We start from the raw sequence: 16,418 nt of genomic DNA on the forward strand, positions 1-16,418 counted from the left end.
TAAACTCCTAGGCAGTCGCGTTCAAAATGACCGCGCTCTGTTGGCCCTGCCCTCGCCGAATCGGTTGTTTGCTCGATGTATAAACTTTTTCCCTTTCGTGTTCATGAAGGGTATCGATTGTTTTTTGGAGGAAATCCTTACGGGTACGAAGCAATTTATCATTCACAATGATTGCTTCTTTCAATTCTTGCACTGCACTCTTCAACTCTTGTGCAAAACCCTTCAGTTTATAATTGGATTCCCTATCCATTTGATTTAAAAAATTGGTTAATGTGATTTCTTTGTTTTCGAATTTTTCTTTTTCGTAAACTTCCTGGATCGTCTTCATACGAATCCGTTCCAGTTCCGATGCCTCTACCATTACATGGTAGCTCTCTTTGACATAAGATTCGAGAGCTCGGCCATCGGCGCTATGGATCGCCTGTCTTTTTTTGCCTTCCCAATCCAGAAGCCGTTTGTAACAGTCTATTTCATTAGTAAACAGACTTCTAAGCGATTCTACCCAATCCAGCATGCGTTCCCTCAATTGAAGGATCGACGGAATTGAAAATGGGCTTAGGAAAATTTATAAAAATTTACTATTTCTGCCACTATGTCGCAAAAATCACCATGTACGAAGGTATGTATGATGGATCCCGATACGGAACTCTGCGCCGGGTGTTTCCGTACTTTGGAAGAAATCGGGCTTTGGTCACAGTATACCGACGAAGAGAAGGCGCTTATTTGGGAGAAATTAGAAAAAAGGAAGGAGAACGCTCGAAGCTAAGAAAGCCCTGGCGGGAAAGCCAGAGCTACAGTTATAGATAGAACCCGGATTATTTGGTTCCTTTGTCGATTTTGTTTCTATGGTCTTCGCATAAACGGTATAGCTGACCGGTTGATGCATTTTTCTTAGTAACTTTCTTTCCGCAAACAATGCAGAGACCTTGCGTTCTTCTTCTTTTGTAAAGCAGTTGAACTCTCTCTGCTCCGGACAGATTGAATTTACTAATTTGTAGACGAACACCTTTAATCAAATAACTTCCGATGGATGACTCTTCGCCTTTTTTCAAGTCGGAGAAAATTTTCGATAGTTCGTCGGATTTGATTGATTTTGGTTTCATTGGCACCTCTAATTCACAAGCTTTTTTTCAGCGTCTTTCTGTGTTATATTTTAAAATATTAATGCATATTAGGTATGGCCCTCTAACGCGCAACATAATTTTTGATTCCGCTTAACTTTTATCAGATTACGAAAAAACAAGAAAATTCAATATGATGAACTCTGTTCAAATATTAGTTTAAATCCCGAAATAGTGTGCAAATTTTTATTGGCATATGTTTTATTTAGGGTATTCTGGAATTCTGTCAAAAGGATATAGATATGAGCACCTCTGATGTTAATACTAAAAAGTACAAAAGCCTAACCGAGTTCTTTCCGTTTTATTTAACCGAACATAGCAATGCAGTGAATCGAGCCTTACATTTTATCGGATCGTCGCTTGCGATCGGGTTTATCTTTGCCTTTATCTCTTCAGGCAACTGGATCGCTCTGGTTCTGGCATTGTTTTCAGGATACCTATTTGCATGGATAGGGCATTTCTTCATTGAAAAAAACCGCCCGGCCACATTCAAATACCCTTTTCTATCTTTTATCTCCGATTGGATGATGTATGGACGAATGTTAGTGGGAAAAATTCCAAAGTAAATACCCCGTTGGATATGAATCTGAAAGTTTACGCAACCCCTGTTTCTTTGTTTTTAGTGTTTTGTACTCTTTTAGGATGCAGTCCCTCCGGAGTGAATAAAGAAAAAATAGCAGCAATACATGCAAAGAAACAAATAGGAGCGGAAGAAGCCACAGCACAACTGATCCCTCTTATTTTTGAATATGAGCTAAAAGAATGGAAAATTACTACCGATCCCGTGTCAAAATACCAACTTCTTGAAGTAAGCTATGGCGGTTCTTCTGCATTGACATTTTCTTCTCAAAAAGAATACAAAATAAACACAACTATGCTGCATGCTTTGTATTCCGCAAAATCTCTCTTTGCATTCTCTCCTTATCCTATTTCAAGTATTCGTTTAAGTCTTGTTAAACCTCTGTATGTAAAAGACGAAGCCCACCCGGATGTGGGAATCCAGGAGTTTGAGATCTTTCGAACTTCCATGGATATGGCAAAGGCAAAAGAAGTTTTAAACAAACATTCCAAAACAGACCCGTTCTCTTTGGAAAAATCGGAAGAAAAAGACAGAAAAGTCCTTTTAGAGGACCTGGTTCGAATTTGGAAACTGGAATTGGACGAGTTGAATAAGATTACTGTGGAATGATCCATTTTTCCTGAGAAACGACCGCTTTTTGCAGCCTGTCCAGGTAGGAATTTTTAGGAATTTCATACGCACCCAATGTCCATGTAACATGATTTAGCTGTTGAGTATCAAAAAGTATAAACCCGCTCGTTTTTAGCTTCTCGAATAAATGATAAAGTGCGATTTTACCAGCGTCGGACTGAAAGGCAAACATCGACTCCCCGGCAAAAAATTTGCCGATTGCTACTCCATAAACTCCGCCTACCAGTTCATCTTTCTCATTCCAGGCCTCAACACTGTGGGCCCAACCCAACCGATACATTTGGCTGTATCCTTTATAAAACCCACCGGTGATCCAGGTATTGTCTTTTTCCCTGTAGGCACAACCCTGCATAACGGCTTCAAATGCTTCATTGAAACTGATCCGATAGACCCCTTGCCTGATCTTTCTCTGAAGCGTTTTGGAAAAATGGGTATTGTTCAAGTCGAAGATTGCTCTCGGATCCAGGCAATACCAACGAATCGGATCTTCCGACCAGGGAAAAATTCCATGGGTATATGCGTATAATAACCGTTCTGCGCTAAAGTCTCCGCCGACGGCGATGAGGTCCTCTTTCGCTTCCCTCGGGTTTTTAAAGAACTGTGCAAAATTTCTTTGGGTCAATCTACAAGAATTTCCTTCGGATAATCATAAGCTAGCAGAATGGATTTGATCGGTCTCTTTAGAATAAAATTATCAATTTCCAATTTTACGTAAATCACCTTTCTTCCCTTCCAATGCTCATCAATGTGGGTTTTTCCGACCAAATAAGGAAAAACGATGGAAAAATTAAGAAAGATAGTATGATTTTACGGAACATATCGTTTAGACATGAAAAAATACAGATTGACCGACCAACGAACTGTTCTGGGAATACTTTCAAAATTAGCATCCACCACATTGACTGATCCGGTTTCCCAAAAAAAATACCAGATGGTAAATCCGATCACTGTAAATGATATTTTGAAATCGGTTCATTTTACATTGGTTTCCGGTGAACCGCTTACTGACAAACCCTCTTCGCTCGTATGCGTTCTTAAAGAAAACAGACTGGAACTCAAAGTCAAATTGGCAAATCCATATCTGGAAGATCTTTTTCAAGTCACTGAAGCGCTCATCGAACCTTTGGAACGTTCTTCCAAACGGGCAGCGATTGATTCCATTACAACTCATAAGATCATGATGGCACCTACTGCAGATATAGGTACCATCATTTCTCTTTATGGAAAAACATCTCTGATCAATCAGATACTCAATCAATGGCAAGTTCATTTGGAGCAATCATTAACTAACTACGGTTATTTCATCAAAAGAGTAAACATAGGATTTTTTTATGCGGCTGACACTCCTCTGATGGAAGCACTTGCGACATCCAAAGCACCTTATTATCTGAGAGATTCAAATCGCAAAATCTTCTATATGGAAAATACATTTTTTTCCCCTAAAAAGCTAAATGATCAGTATGTTAAATCCATTTTGGACAACCATCTATTGAACAATATCAAATCGGTACTGATAGTTCCTTTTTTCTCTACAAGCAAAGTACTGTTAGGTTATTTTGAAGTTTTAAGCAATTTACCTGACCTGGGAAATGCGGCACTACAGGATGCGATCACCGGTCCCCAAGGAATAGGTCCGTTGCTTGAGTATCTTGATGCACGTGCGGAAGAATTCGTATTTCAAATGGAATTTGCGTATGCGAAAGACTGGACCCAGATTGCAGAACAGGGAATGATCCGGGATATCAGCCAGGACGGAGCGGGAATCGGAATCTACATCAAAGACAAAGAATCCATCGAAACAAAAACAGTAGGTTCTCCTATTTCCTTTCAAATTGAAATCAATTCACTTCCTTATACGTTTTACGGAAGTTTAAGAAGCATTAAGACAGCAAGTTCCGATTCCGAAAATCACAGTATAGGAGTTCAAATTTTTCAATGTGACAGAGAGGAGGGCATGTCACTTTTGGCAAGTTACGCATCTACTCTGATTGGCAAGGAGGTAACATGACACCGGAACAATACGAATCGATTTTACGAAGTCTTACAGAAATCAAAACGGCTCTTGGGGAAGAACGTTCCTCATATAAGTTCATTCTTTATATGGTTCCCAATATCGGGATCATGTTCGGAACCACACTTCTGTTCTTTCTCTTCAAATGGTGGCATAAGCAGAAGATGGCACTGATTCAAACCGGGCAGTTCAAACCCTGGTCCTTTGATCTAAGGGCCTATTCCTTTTTCCTGGGTCTTTTGTTGACATTCACTGGATTTGCACTATCATTTGTATTTATACTCGTCTTGGGAAGATCCATGGCGATGATGGGAGGGTTAATACCATTCGCAATTGGGTTAGGTCTATTGACCTTCTACAAACTAAGCAAATAACCGCCGCCCCTCCAAGGGCCTGCAACGAAGAAGATTGGGATTCCATTCAGTCCGTCTTAGGCGGAAATGTTTCTCAGTTTGAACGTTTGATGAAACGTTACCAAGGTATGGTATTTTCACAAGCTTCAAAAGCCTTCTCTACGAAGGAAGAAGCGGAAGACTTCACGCAAGAAGTTTTTCTCAAAGCATACGAAGCGCTCAGTACATTCCGGGGAGAAGCGCAGTTTTCCACTTGGCTCTTTCAAATTGCCCGCAACGAAATTTCCCGTCATTTTAAAAAGAAAAAACCGATCATTCATACTTTGGATGAATCTCACGAATCCCATCCGAACGCGATGAGCCAATCTTCCTTTGCAGAAGATTTGGCAAAAGAAGAAGAAGGAAATTTACTCAGACAGTTAATCTCACGTCTGCCTCTTGCTTACCAAAAACCCATCATACTGCATTATTTTGAAAATAGATCTTTGAAAGAAATCTCTCTGGATATGGACATCAAAATCAATACTATCAAAAGCCATATTTCAAGGGGAAAGGACCTGATTCGGAAATGGTGGCAACATGAATAGACAGACTCGTGAAAATCCTGAAGTATATTTTCTTTCTCCCGATCCTTTGTTAAAAAACCAACCTGAATCACCTAATCTTCGCTTTAGGGTCTTGTCCGAAATATTACCTTTGAATTTTTTGATCTCAGGAATTTTGTTTTCGTTTACTTTGTTTCTCATCCCTTTGGGGACTTTGTACTTCGGCAAACAATTATTCGGTTCCGCTTATTCTTTGATGCCCATCCTGATCAGCTCCAGTTTGTTTTTTTGTTTTTACTGCTTGGTATTGGGATTTTTGATTATGAATACGCGAATTCCTTTCTTAAAAGAATGGAAAGAAAAACTTGGTTTTCATGAAGTCTGATTTTCGATTTAGATCCTTAGTTTTATCACTCCTTCTTTGTTTCTCCGTTTCCCTTTTTGCGGAAGAAAAGTCTTCCGCTGCCGCTCTCCCCACTGCCAAAGAGTTTTTGGAAATGGATTTGGAAAAAACTTTTCCGATTTTGGAAAAATTAACCAAAGAAGAAACCAAAGAGATAATCACTCAAATTCGAAGCGAAGCAAAAGAAAAATATCCGAAGATCGATCATTTTTATTTTCTCATCTCTCACTTGGAAGAAATGCAAGCAATCGAGAAAGAACAGGCACGTTTGAAAAACCTGCTTTGGGTCTACGGTCTGGGTCTTTTTCTATTTTTGGGTTTCTTAAGTTTTCTAATGATCCGCCAAAGAAAAGCGATCCAAGATATAAACGAACTCTCCTAATTTCCCGTTTCGACTATTCGCAATCATGTAATCGTTTTGTAATTAAATTGCAATGTTTTGTCGTTATTGTAATCTTAATTCATGAAAATCTTGGTTGTTGATGACGAAGAAGACATAGCGGGATTGATTCAGTTCCACTTAGAGGAAGAAGGATTCCAGGTGGAAGTATGCCATAATGGAATGGAAGTTCTTCCCCGATTGGAAAAAAATCTTCCCGAAGGGATCATTCTGGATCTGATGCTTCCCGGTATCGGCGGAATGGATCTTTGCAAACGGATCAAAGAAAAATACCCTCAGATCCCTATCATTATGGTGACTGCAAAGACCGGCGAAACCGACGTAGTTCTCGGTTTGGAACTTGGTGCTGACGATTATATCCGCAAACCATTTAACATCCGTGAGCTGATTGCAAGAGTCAGAACCGTAACCAGAAGACAAGCGGACGGCGCCACAACGGAAAACGTAGGAACTGTTTCCACCGGAAAAATTCAAATCAATCCCACCGCACATAAAGTATATGTGGATGGAAAAGAAATTGATCTTACCTTAATCGAATTTAAAATTTTACAACTTTTTGCCTCTAACACGGGAGTTGCTTTTTCAAGGGACAAATTATTGGATCGGATTTGGGGAAAGGACGTATTTGTCACTGACAGAACCGTTGATGTAAATATCAAAAGACTCCGAGATAAATTACTGAGTGAAAAAGAAAGACTGGAAACCATCCGTGGAGTCGGATATCGTTTCCGGGATGCGTAGTTTTTTTTCCACACTACTTCTACTCAACTGGGGTCTGCTTCTCGTTTTACTCTTATTAGCTGCAGGAGTGATCTTTATTGAAGATCTGATCCGTCCCGAATTCCGACCTCTTATCTTTTTTCTTTACGTACTCATCGCTATCTTCGGAACATTTTATACATCCATCACCATCGCACGCAAAGTAACTGATCCTCTTTCCCTTGTAGAAAGAAAGACCAAAGAGATCAACGCTGGAGACTTCGGTGTCGAACTTTCCTATCCGGAAATTCGGGAACTTGCCAATCTTACCATCTCCATCAATGAAATGGCAAGACGGTTGAAAAACCAATTTTTAGATCTGACTGTTGAAAAGGAAAAATTCAATTCTCTTTTGCAAAACCTGAAAGAAGGAGTCTTTGCAATCGATGGGAATAGAAAATTTTTATTTTTAAATCGTAATATCCCTTCTTCCATCATTTCTGAAAATTCCCAATTCAAAGACATTCAGAAATCGGTGAAGAACAGGGAACTATTGCAATTCATCGAAACCAAAATCAAAAAAGGTTTGGAAGGAAGATCCGAGTTCCAAGAAGGCAATCATTACTATAACGTTCGCATTTATCCCATCAAATCCAACGAAATCATATATTTGTACATCGGAGTCATTTTAGACATTACGGAAGACAGGCAAAACCAACTGATCAGAGAGCAGTTCTTTCAGAATGCCTCTCATGAATTGAAAACACCAATCACATCTATCAAAGGTTATGCGGAAACTTTGGAATACAAATTGAATTTGCCTGACAATTCAAATGAAAAAAAATTCTTAGATGCGATTTTGAGAAATACCGACAGAATGGTTCGGATCGTAGAAGATATGTTAACGATTTCCCGTCTGGAAAACCACAAAACCATTTTGCAAAGCCAATCATTTTCCATCGCCGATCTGATCCAAAGTGTAGCGGATTCGGTAGGTGTGATCTTTTCCAAAAAAAACCAAAATCTGGTTTTTGACGTAGCCCCTTCCCTTTTGATTCACGCTGATATGGTTTTGATGGAACACGTACTAGTAAATTTAATTACAAATGCTTCCGCTTATTCTCCGGAAGGTTCCATTGTTATGGTAAAAGCGGAAGAGACTTTCGATCGGTACAGAATCCAAGTCATCGACCAGGGCATTGGAATTTCAACAGCAGACTCAGAACGTATCTTTGAAAGGTTCTTTCGGGTAGATATGAATCGTTCTCGAAAAGAAGGCGGAACAGGGCTTGGATTATCCATAGTAAAACACATTGCTAGGCTGCATTCCGGGGAAGTATTCGTGTCTCCGAACCCGAAAGGAGGGTCCATTTTTACATTTGAGTTTCCCAAAAAATAACGTCTAGTAAGAGTAAGATCAGTCAAGATCTTGGTACTTTTGGAAACTTTTATGCGATACCCACTTGGATTTTTTTCTTTCGGCCGAAACATCGGGATCAAAGACAATACTCTGGATTTTTCAGTTATCTATTCGGAAAATGTCTGTCAGGCGGCAGCGGTATTCACCCGAAACAATTATCCCGGCGCTCCCGTCATCGTAGGACGCGATCACATCCAAAACGGACTTTTGCAGGCGATCGTTATCAATTCCAAAAACTCTAATGTGGCAACCGGTGAAAAAGGAGTTCAGGACTCCTATCAAATCTGTGAAGAAATCGCAAAATCCCTTTCTATAAAAATTACTGATGTTTTACCTTCTTCCACCGGAGTGATTGGTGTTCCTCTGCCCATGGAAAAAATTTTATCTGCTTGCAGAGACGCCAAACAACACTTAAAGCCTGGAAACTTGGAAGAAGTGGCGGAAGCGATCATGACCACGGACACACGCAAAAAAATCGCTTACAGAGAAATCACAAAAGACAAAGAAACGGGTGTGATCTTCGGAATGGCAAAAGGTGCGGGAATGATCGAACCGAATATGGCAACGATGTTATCCTACATTCTATCCGATTATTTGCCGGAGTCCGGCGACTTGAAAGGACTTTTGCGAAAGGCTGTGGATCATTCTTATAATTGTATCACGATTGATTCGGATACTTCCACAAGTGATACCGTGGTATTGATGTGTTCCGGAATTTTAGGAACATTGCCCGATGAAGTATTTTACAGACATTTGGAATCGATTGCGATCGAACTATCGAAAAAGATTGCTCGTGATGGAGAAGGTGCCACTAAACTTTTGGAACTGACTGTAAAAGGTGCAAGAGACGATAACCAAGCTACAAAAATCGGAAAATCCATTCTCAACTCTCCATTGATCAAAACTGCAATCTACGGAGGAGATCCCAACTGGGGAAGATTTGTAATGGCGGTCGGCAAAGTTTTTGACGAACCGATTCCCTATGACAAACTTTTTATCTATCTGGGCGGGATTCCTGTGAAAGCGGCGGATACGATCACCAAACAAAAGATTGCCGACTATCTCAAAAAAGAAGAAGAGATTGTCATTACAGTCGAGCTCGGATCGGGAAAGACGGAAAAAACTTTCTGGAGTTGTGATCTGACAGAAGGGTATATCAAAGAGAACGCATACTATACAACATGAATCTGCTTCGTTTCAAATTATTATTAAAGAATTTTTTACCTTCGAGCTATCAGCTCAAGGTATCTTTAACAACAATATTGATACGTACAACCTATATTGGTATAGTATTTACAACATATTATTTCGTATTGAAACACATCCCGCGTAACATGGCTTATCATTTGGAATTAGCCCTTGTACTGGTTGCAGCAACATCCATTGTCGTCTTTTTGCCTTTGATGGAACGATTTGCAAAAAAACTAAGAACTCAATTTTTGTCAGAGTATCTTACCGAAGATGCGGAATCATTCCGTCAGGCGATCAAACAATTCAATTACGACGCCTTGATCAAACATGTGTTTCCCGATATGGTGAAAATTACCGCAAGCCATTCGGGAACGATGGCACTGTTGTCTCCCAACGGAACTTTTGAGTTTCAAACTTATTTCCGGGGAAGGCAAAAAAAATTAAGTCCTACAAAAGAAATCAGCGTAAAACTCAACTTTCAGGATTTTTTAAAAAACAAAAAGAACGGAGCTTCCGTTACCGAAGCCATCTATCTACCTGAAATCAATAATGACTTTATGGAATTGCATGCGAATTATATTTATCCGTTTTTATTCAGAGAAAAATTATTCGGCTTTTTAGCGGTTTCCAATATTCCCAACCCGGAAGCGGTCCATACGCTTTCGCTTCTTGCAGGACAATCGGCGCTCACCATTCATAATAATATTTTATCCTTTCATATTTCCGAAAACAAAAAGTATAGAAAAGAAGCCGAATATGCAGAGAGAGTTCAAAACCTACTGGAGACGGGAACGATTCCGGAGCTGCCGGGTTGGATGATCAAAGCTTATCCCCGTAGCCATGGAAACTTGGTTGAATTCTTTCAAGTCGAAGACGGTTCCTGGTTCTTTGTGGTTTTAAACGCAGGTAGAACCTACCAACATATAGGAATCATATTATCATATATCCTGGGTGTGGTTTATACCCAATCCCAATTGAGAGTTTTGAAAGGATTCACCGATATCAAAACATTGATCCAAACCACCTTTCAAAAGTTAGACTGGAAGGACAGATACGAACTTATTATCGGAAAAATGGGTTATAGCGAATTGTATGTGGTTCAGGAAGGATTGCAGTTCCACATAACAAGAGAAAGCTATAATGAAGAAGTAGTGGCGAGCATCGGTTGGAAGAATATGATCAGCATGGAAAAAGGGCCGATCCTGATTCTGCATGCAGGTAAACCGATTCTCAAGTTTACCTTTCAAGACGGTGCATTCGGATGAGAGAATTTGCGATTACCATTTTTTCTTCGTTATTGTTTTTTTTATTATTATTTTTTTCTTTTGTGGGGATTCAACAATCCACGCTCAGACTTCCTTTCTTTTATTATTCTTCAGGACTAATCACAAACATAGGGCAACAAAGTCATGAGCATTGGGGAAAAAGAGCAAATCTAGAGGATCTTACCCAGTTCGAAAAAAAAGAATTCTTAAGAGCTGATGAAAAATATCCGGTTCGAATTTTACAAGAAGACGGAGATTACAAAACTTTTTATTTTGAATTGATCGAATTCAACAAATTGGATATCCTTTCCATTTTCTTTTTCGATCTGTTTTTGGCATTCTTCAGCCTTATCACTTCGGTATATTTTTATTATTCCACAAGAGACGGATTGATCTTTGCCTTCTTTTTCAATATGGGAGTCATTTTACTTTCAAATGTATTTTTACTTGCTTACAATAATTCAGTATTTTTATTTTTCTTCTCATTATACATCGGAGCATTTTTACACTACCACCTAATCTATCGTTTGCGAGGAAAGGAAATCAATTCAAAATGGTTGCTTCCTCAAATCCTGATTGCATTTATCGTCGCAGTCGTTGCAAATCAGGAAACGCAAGATCTGGCGTTATTGGAAAAAATCTCCACCATTGGACACGGACTCAATCTGGTTTTCGGAATCGTCAATTTGGTTTTAATCATTTCCGATCTGATCAAAATCAAGCCGCAAGACGAAGCACTTTGGAAACGTATTTCACTTTTTATTTCCATCGCACTGTTAATAAGCATTCCCGTAAGTTTGATTTTTTTCAACGGCCATCCTTGGTTCTTTGTTCATAGATCCTTTTTCTTTCTGACATACGTACTTTTTATTATCACATTCTTTTACGGAACCTATCGGTATACTTTTGTTCCCTCCTTTGTCATCTTCACTCCGACCATCATCACTCTTTTATTGGTTTCCATCACAATCGGAGCCTACGCGATTTTGATATTGATTTTGGATTATGTTCTGCCCGTACCTTATTTGAAAGAACGTTGGTTTTTCAATTTAATCTTTTTATTCATCCTGACTTCCTATCTTATCCCAGTTAAACTCAAAGCCAAACAATGGATTGACTATTGGTTTTTTGAAAAAAATAAAGTTTTAAGGGAAGGTATCAATTCAATCACAAATTTGATCTCCTCTCCTATCTCCATGAGAAAAACGATTTTATCCATCAACCAAACCGTCATGGATACTTTGAATGTGAACAACATCATCATTCTGATTCCTGGAGATCAATTTGCAAGAACGGACCTTCGCAATGTTAACTTCATTCGAATCCCTTCTCAATCCGAAATCTGGAATTATTTTTTAAGTAATGACCGCGTAACAGTCACTTCCCATTTGGAATACGGAATCGGTCTCAGAGAAACTCTATACAATTTTTTGAAAGGAATGGGAACACAACTTGCCTTTCCCGTTTATGATTTGTCAGCGAGTAAAAAATCAGTCAAAGCCATGATCCTTTTGGGTGAGAAATCGGATAAAAGATATTTTTCCATAGGTGAATTGAAATTTATCAATGAAGTAGTTAAGATCACTTCCATGCTTTTGGAAAACTACAGTTTGCTGGAAGCTGAAATTCAAAAAAGAAAAATCGTTAGGGATATCCAAACCGCATCCATCGTAGACAATACATTACGTTTGATTTTACCAAGTGATATCAAATGGATTGAATTCGGATTTTTTTCGAAACCTGCTGTGGGAATTTCGGGAGATTATCTGGATCTCATTCCTGTTTCTTCCAGCAAAATGATCATTCTGTTAGGTGACGTCGCAGGACACGGACTGGGAACAGGATTTTTAGTGAGTGCCATCAAAGGAATTGTGAGAGAACAACTCCGCAACGGAACATCTCTGGAAGGTTTGTTTCGGGAAATCAATTCCTTCTTCCGAGCGCGATACAAAGGAAACGAGTTTATGACTTTACTCGGTGGAGTCTTGGATTTCAAAGAAAAAACATTCAAATTCATCAATGCAGGGCATTTGGCTCTTCTGGAAATGGATTCCAGCGGATCGGTGATTGCCCATTCCAAAACGCAAAGAGTGCTCGGTATTTTGGAAACGGATTACCAAGCGCAAGAATTGAAATTGAGGCCCGATACCAAGTTGTTTTTATTTTCCGACGGAATCACCGAAACTTTCGGCGAAAAGGATGAACTTTTCGGTGAGGAAGGATTGATCGAGTTTTTGCACTTCAACGACCATAAAACCGTCAAAGAATTGCCACCTTTACTCGAATCCAAGATCAACCAATTCCGAGGATCGAAAGAACAAGCGGACGATCTTACATTTATTGCTCTCACCTTTGCCAAAGACTAGCCGATAATAAAATTGGCTATGTCTGACAAACCAGTCAAATTCGCAATCTTCCTCTCTTTGATTTTGAGTCTGGTCGCTTTTTGGGACCACCACTTAACATCCTACATGAAGGAATTTGTAGTTCTTATACATGAAATATGCCATGCCAGCGCAGCGCTTTTTACCGGAGGAATGGTAAAAGGAATCACATTACACGGGAACGAAGGCGGAGAAACCATTGCCGTACCGGCATCATTCCGAGGTTCTTTTATTTTAGTGGTTTCCGCGGGTTATATAGGCTCTTCTCTTGTAGGCGGGTTGCTTTTAAAACTCGGATTTTCCGGAAAGAATGCAAGACAAACTCTGATCCTATTCGGACTACTTTTAATATCTGTTAGTTTATTGTATTCAAAATTAGGCGAACTTGCCTATTTCACGGGAATTTTCTGGGGGGTAGGCATACTTGTAATAGGTATGTTAGGCGAATCTGTATCCGTCCTTACATTGGTTTTTTTAGGAACGAGTATTTCTCTTTACTCGATTTACGATTTATCCGATTTTGCAGACAGACTCCAGGAAACGGACGCGGGCATTCTTGCCTTTTGGATGTCGGGGCTAACTCCGGAAGATCTGAACAATGAAGAAATTCCGGTTGCAGTTTTATTTTTAGGTTACCTCATAGCTACACTTTGGTCGCTTCTCAGCATTGGGATCATTTACTTTTTCCTAAAAGGTTCCCTGGGAGATTACCACCCTGAGGAAGCGCATACGGAACCGAACCCTCTGGAACGATTTGAAAAATTCCCAGGAGAACTGAGCCCTGAAGCAAAACTCTGGTTGGAAAAAAGAGGAGTCGATCCGGAAAGCGGAGTTGTAGTTCCGCCTGAATTTTTAGCAGATTTCCCACCAAATGACCAAAGGACTTGAGTTCAAAGGCAATTTTTAATTTGCCGGAGAGGCAAGCCTTCCAAATATAGAATCTCAATGGCAAAACGTATATTAATCACGGGTGGTGCGGGCTTTATTGGGTCTCACCTCTGTGAACGACTCCTTGCAGAAGGAAATCATGTGATTTCCCTGGACAATTTCCACACGGGCAGAAAGGAAAACATCCAACATCTACTCGCAAATCCAAAATTCGAACTCATCCGCCACGACATAACCGATCCCATCAAACTGGAAGTGGATCAGATTTATAATATGGCATGTCCGGCATCCCCGGTTCACTACCAACACAATGCGATCAAAACCATCAAGACCAATGTTCTGGGTATGACCAATATGTTGGGCCTTGCCAAAAGAGTGCGCGGCCGCATTTTGCAAGCATCTACGAGTGAAGTTTACGGCAATCCTTTGGAACACCCGCAAACGGAAAGCTATTGGGGAAATGTAAATCCGATCGGAATCCGCAGTTGTTATGATGAAGGCAAACGGGTCGCAGAAACACTTTGTTTCGATTACCACCGCCAACACAAAACAGACATTAGGGTGATTCGGATTTTCAATACCTACGGACCCAGAATGATTCCCGATGACGGGAGAGTGGTCAGCAACTTTATCGTTCAGGCTATTCGTGGAGAGGACATTACCATTTACGGTGACGGCAGTCAAACACGTTCCTTTTGTTATGTGGACGACCTGGTAAACGGAATCATAGGAATGATGAATACAGAAAATTTCATCGGTCCGGTCAATCTTGGAAACGATGGTGAATTTACTGTAAAGGAACTGGCAGAGCTTGTGATCAAGGAAGTCGGTTCCAAATCAAAGATCATTTACCTACCTCTCCCTCAAGATGATCCTGCGAGAAGAAAACCAAATCTTTCGCTCGCCAAAGAAAAGTTAAATTATGTGCCTACCGTTCCGTTGCTTGACGGAGTTAGAAAGACAATAGAATATTTTAAGAAGAGTTTAAATACATGAAAATCGGTGCCCTACAAGAACCTTCCTTTGAAAACAGAGTTTCCATTACCCCGGATGTTATCGACGCCTTACAGAAATTAGGTTTCACGGTTCAAGTCGAATCCAAAGCCGGAGAAAAAGCATACTATTCGGATGCAGATTACGAAAAAGCGGGAGCCAAAATTCTTTCCAGAAATGAAATTTTGAAAGATTCCGATTTGATCATTTCGATCCATCCGATCGATCCGGATTCTGCAAAACAAATTCCTAAAGATAAAATTTATATTGGCACCTTGTCTCCGTTAGCTTTTCCACAAAAGACAAAAGAACTCGCAAGTTTCGGAGCCAAAATTTTCTCTATGGACACCATTCCGAGAATCACTCGCGCTCAATCCATGGACGTTCTCAGTTCCCAAGCGACCGTTTCCGGTTACAAGGCAGTACTACTCGCAGCCGCAAATTACAGTCGGTTTTTTCCGATGCTTACCACTGCCGCAGGAACTATTACTCCTGCCCGCGTACTGATTTTAGGCGCAGGTGTTGCAGGATTGCAGGCAATTGCTACGGCTCGTCGCTTAGGAGCGGTGGTAGACGTATTTGATACCCGTCCTGAGGTGAAAGAGCAGTGTATGTCTCTCGGTGCGAAGTTTGTGGAAGTTGAAGGTGCAGCCGATGCATCAAAGAGCGGCGGTTATGCGGTCGAACAAACTGAAGACTACAAAAACAAACAAAAAGAAGCGATTGCAAAGTTTGCTGAAAAAGCTGACATTATTATCACAACGGCACTCATTCCCGGAAAAAAAGCACCGGTCCTCATTACAAAAGAGATGGTGAATTCCATGAGAAAGGGTTCCGTCATCGTCGACATGGCGGCAATGAACGGTGGTAACTGCGAATACACTGAAAATGATAAAACAGTAGTTCAAAACGGAGTTAAAATCATAGGAGATTCCAATCTTCCCAGTTCACAACCGATGGATGCGAGCAAGATGTATGCTAAGAACATTTTAAATTTCCTGAAGATCTTCGTGAACAAGGAAAAACAATTTTCGATCAATATGGAAGACGAGATCATCAACACTTGCCTCATAGCTGAATCGGGCAACATCCGACACAAAGGAATTCTTTCTCTTTTAAGTTAAGCGTCAGCGTTCGATGCTTCCGGCTCCTGTGCGCGTGACATCCTGTCACGACGCACGAGTTTTATCGACGGACAAGAACACACTCTATTTAACCTGATAATCAATTATCCAGCCTTATTAAAATTAAGAGTCGAATTCATTGGTAATACATCAGTCTTAGCTGAATTGAAAAATATAATTTTTCGAAAAGCAAATATCAGAGATAACTGTTAGGTGGATATGTTGATGCGAACGTTGAAAATATTCATATTGTTGAAGGCACAGTTCAGTCGCAGCAACGAGCTCAATATTTTTAGGTATACCATCCCCGCCCTATCGACATTGGGTGGGGTTTCCACCCATCCCGTTACCCATAAGTAAGTAACTTCCACATGATTGCCGCAGATTGTAATTTGTAAAGTCCCCTAGCCA

Annotated in this window: 19 protein-coding genes; 16 read left to right on the forward strand and 3 right to left on the reverse strand. The window is 40.2% G+C overall.

Going from position 1 to position 16,418, the window contains the following annotated elements:
* Positions 1-7 precede the first annotated feature (7 nt).
* Complete coding sequence (locus EHS11_RS10430; protein WP_135764357.1) at positions 8-514, reverse strand: flagellar protein FlgN; 507 nt, start codon at positions 512-514, stop codon at positions 8-10.
* A 78-nt stretch (positions 515-592) separates the two neighbouring features.
* Between EHS11_RS10430 and EHS11_RS10435 the strand changes: the two genes are divergently transcribed.
* Complete coding sequence (locus EHS11_RS10435) at positions 593-766, forward strand: DUF1289 domain-containing protein (RefSeq protein ID WP_135764358.1); 174 nt, start codon at positions 593-595, stop codon at positions 764-766.
* 49 nt (positions 767-815) lie between these two features.
* On the opposite strand, the gene EHS11_RS10440 is transcribed toward EHS11_RS10435, so the two are convergent.
* The gene (locus tag EHS11_RS10440; RefSeq protein WP_109021472.1) at positions 816-1,103 is read right to left on the reverse strand and encodes an LIC10235 family protein; all 288 of its coding nucleotides are present in this window, start codon (positions 1,101-1,103) and stop codon (positions 816-818) included.
* Between the two features lie 260 nt (positions 1,104-1,363).
* Between EHS11_RS10440 and EHS11_RS10445 the strand changes: the two genes are divergently transcribed.
* Together EHS11_RS10445 and EHS11_RS10450 are read left to right on the forward strand one after the other, a co-directional pair.
* Entirely contained in the window at positions 1,364-1,687 is a 324-nt protein-coding gene (locus EHS11_RS10445) for an Mpo1-like protein (protein WP_135764359.1), read from the forward strand.
* A 14-nt stretch (positions 1,688-1,701) separates the two neighbouring features.
* Positions 1,702-2,310: a hypothetical protein gene (locus EHS11_RS10450; RefSeq protein WP_135764360.1), complete on the forward strand. Its 609-nt coding sequence runs from the start codon at positions 1,702-1,704 to the stop codon at positions 2,308-2,310.
* On the opposite strand, the gene aat is transcribed toward EHS11_RS10450, so the two are convergent.
* Positions 2,297-2,953 (reverse strand): leucyl/phenylalanyl-tRNA--protein transferase, encoded by a 657-nt coding sequence (gene aat, locus EHS11_RS10455; protein ID WP_135764361.1) that lies wholly within the window; start codon positions 2,951-2,953, stop codon positions 2,297-2,299. The genes EHS11_RS10450 and aat overlap by 14 nt on opposite strands.
* A gap of 207 nt (positions 2,954-3,160) precedes the next feature.
* Here aat and EHS11_RS10460 point away from each other — a divergent pair, with 207 nt between their 5' ends.
* From EHS11_RS10460 to EHS11_RS10520, 13 genes are all read left to right on the forward strand, one after another.
* Positions 3,161-4,339, forward strand: coding sequence for a hypothetical protein (locus tag EHS11_RS10460; RefSeq protein WP_135764362.1), 1,179 nt, complete (start codon positions 3,161-3,163; stop codon positions 4,337-4,339).
* Entirely contained in the window at positions 4,336-4,716 is a 381-nt protein-coding gene (locus tag EHS11_RS10465; protein WP_135764363.1) for a DUF6249 domain-containing protein, read from the forward strand. The genes EHS11_RS10460 and EHS11_RS10465 overlap by 4 nt, the downstream gene beginning before the upstream one ends.
* Positions 4,717-4,805: 89 nt before the next feature.
* Entirely contained in the window at positions 4,806-5,282 is a 477-nt protein-coding gene (locus tag EHS11_RS10470) for an RNA polymerase sigma factor (protein WP_135764364.1), read from the forward strand.
* Complete coding sequence (locus EHS11_RS10475) at positions 5,275-5,625, forward strand: hypothetical protein (protein WP_246047766.1); 351 nt, start codon at positions 5,275-5,277, stop codon at positions 5,623-5,625. Before EHS11_RS10470 ends, EHS11_RS10475 begins: the two co-directional genes overlap by 8 nt.
* Positions 5,615-6,025, forward strand: a complete 411-nt coding sequence (locus EHS11_RS10480; protein ID WP_135764365.1) for a hypothetical protein — start codon at positions 5,615-5,617, stop codon at positions 6,023-6,025. The genes EHS11_RS10475 and EHS11_RS10480 overlap by 11 nt, the downstream gene beginning before the upstream one ends.
* Positions 6,026-6,106: 81 nt before the next feature.
* Positions 6,107-6,784: a response regulator gene (locus tag EHS11_RS10485; RefSeq protein ID WP_135764366.1), complete on the forward strand. Its 678-nt coding sequence runs from the start codon at positions 6,107-6,109 to the stop codon at positions 6,782-6,784.
* Entirely contained in the window at positions 6,777-8,141 is a 1,365-nt protein-coding gene (locus EHS11_RS10490) for a HAMP domain-containing sensor histidine kinase (RefSeq protein ID WP_135764374.1), read from the forward strand. Before EHS11_RS10485 ends, EHS11_RS10490 begins: the two co-directional genes overlap by 8 nt.
* A 51-nt stretch (positions 8,142-8,192) precedes the next feature.
* Positions 8,193-9,347, forward strand: coding sequence for a bifunctional glutamate N-acetyltransferase/amino-acid acetyltransferase ArgJ (gene argJ / locus EHS11_RS10495; protein WP_135764367.1), 1,155 nt, complete (start codon positions 8,193-8,195; stop codon positions 9,345-9,347).
* A 77-nt stretch (positions 9,348-9,424) separates the two neighbouring features.
* Positions 9,425-10,618, forward strand: a complete 1,194-nt coding sequence (locus EHS11_RS10500) for a hypothetical protein (protein WP_246047768.1) — start codon at positions 9,425-9,427, stop codon at positions 10,616-10,618.
* The gene (locus tag EHS11_RS10505) at positions 10,615-12,984 is read left to right on the forward strand and encodes a PP2C family protein-serine/threonine phosphatase (protein ID WP_135764369.1); all 2,370 of its coding nucleotides are present in this window, start codon (positions 10,615-10,617) and stop codon (positions 12,982-12,984) included. Before EHS11_RS10500 ends, EHS11_RS10505 begins: the two co-directional genes overlap by 4 nt.
* An 18-nt stretch (positions 12,985-13,002) precedes the next feature.
* Positions 13,003-13,890 carry a M50 family metallopeptidase gene (locus EHS11_RS10510; RefSeq protein ID WP_135764370.1) on the forward strand — a complete coding sequence of 296 codons (888 nt, stop codon included), beginning with the start codon at positions 13,003-13,005 and terminating at the stop codon, positions 13,888-13,890.
* A 57-nt stretch (positions 13,891-13,947) separates the two neighbouring features.
* Positions 13,948-14,886, forward strand: coding sequence for a UDP-glucuronic acid decarboxylase family protein (locus EHS11_RS10515; protein ID WP_135764371.1), 939 nt, complete (start codon positions 13,948-13,950; stop codon positions 14,884-14,886).
* Entirely contained in the window at positions 14,883-16,007 is a 1,125-nt protein-coding gene (locus tag EHS11_RS10520; protein WP_135764372.1) for a Re/Si-specific NAD(P)(+) transhydrogenase subunit alpha, read from the forward strand. The genes EHS11_RS10515 and EHS11_RS10520 overlap by 4 nt, the downstream gene beginning before the upstream one ends.
* Positions 16,008-16,418: the final 411 nt, after the last annotated feature.

It is taken from the genome of Leptospira ilyithenensis (assembly GCF_004771005.1).
Lineage (GTDB): Bacteria > Spirochaetota > Leptospiria > Leptospirales > Leptospiraceae > Leptospira_A > Leptospira_A ilyithenensis.

Excerpts from the sequence above, each read along its gene's own strand:
- EHS11_RS10430 (WP_135764357.1), bottom strand. The coding sequence starts at position 514 with ATGCTGGATTGGGTAGAATCGCTTAGAAGTCTGTTTACTAATGAAATA.
- EHS11_RS10435 (WP_135764358.1), top strand. The coding sequence starts at position 593 with ATGTCGCAAAAATCACCATGTACGAAGGTATGTATGATGGATCCCGAT.
- EHS11_RS10440 (WP_109021472.1), bottom strand. The coding sequence starts at position 1,103 with ATGAAACCAAAATCAATCAAATCCGACGAACTATCGAAAATTTTCTCC.
- EHS11_RS10445 (WP_135764359.1), top strand. The coding sequence starts at position 1,364 with ATGAGCACCTCTGATGTTAATACTAAAAAGTACAAAAGCCTAACCGAG.
- EHS11_RS10450 (WP_135764360.1), top strand. The coding sequence starts at position 1,702 with ATGAATCTGAAAGTTTACGCAACCCCTGTTTCTTTGTTTTTAGTGTTT.
- EHS11_RS10460 (WP_135764362.1), top strand. The coding sequence starts at position 3,161 with ATGAAAAAATACAGATTGACCGACCAACGAACTGTTCTGGGAATACTT.
- EHS11_RS10465 (WP_135764363.1), top strand. The coding sequence starts at position 4,336 with ATGACACCGGAACAATACGAATCGATTTTACGAAGTCTTACAGAAATC.
- EHS11_RS10470 (WP_135764364.1), top strand. The coding sequence starts at position 4,806 with ATGAAACGTTACCAAGGTATGGTATTTTCACAAGCTTCAAAAGCCTTC.
- EHS11_RS10475 (WP_246047766.1), top strand. The coding sequence starts at position 5,275 with ATGAATAGACAGACTCGTGAAAATCCTGAAGTATATTTTCTTTCTCCC.
- EHS11_RS10480 (WP_135764365.1), top strand. The coding sequence starts at position 5,615 with ATGAAGTCTGATTTTCGATTTAGATCCTTAGTTTTATCACTCCTTCTT.
- EHS11_RS10485 (WP_135764366.1), top strand. The coding sequence starts at position 6,107 with ATGAAAATCTTGGTTGTTGATGACGAAGAAGACATAGCGGGATTGATT.
- EHS11_RS10490 (WP_135764374.1), top strand. The coding sequence starts at position 6,777 with ATGCGTAGTTTTTTTTCCACACTACTTCTACTCAACTGGGGTCTGCTT.
- argJ (WP_135764367.1), top strand. The coding sequence starts at position 8,193 with ATGCGATACCCACTTGGATTTTTTTCTTTCGGCCGAAACATCGGGATC.
- EHS11_RS10505 (WP_135764369.1), top strand. The coding sequence starts at position 10,615 with ATGAGAGAATTTGCGATTACCATTTTTTCTTCGTTATTGTTTTTTTTA.
- EHS11_RS10510 (WP_135764370.1), top strand. The coding sequence starts at position 13,003 with ATGTCTGACAAACCAGTCAAATTCGCAATCTTCCTCTCTTTGATTTTG.
- EHS11_RS10515 (WP_135764371.1), top strand. The coding sequence starts at position 13,948 with ATGGCAAAACGTATATTAATCACGGGTGGTGCGGGCTTTATTGGGTCT.
- EHS11_RS10520 (WP_135764372.1), top strand. The coding sequence starts at position 14,883 with ATGAAAATCGGTGCCCTACAAGAACCTTCCTTTGAAAACAGAGTTTCC.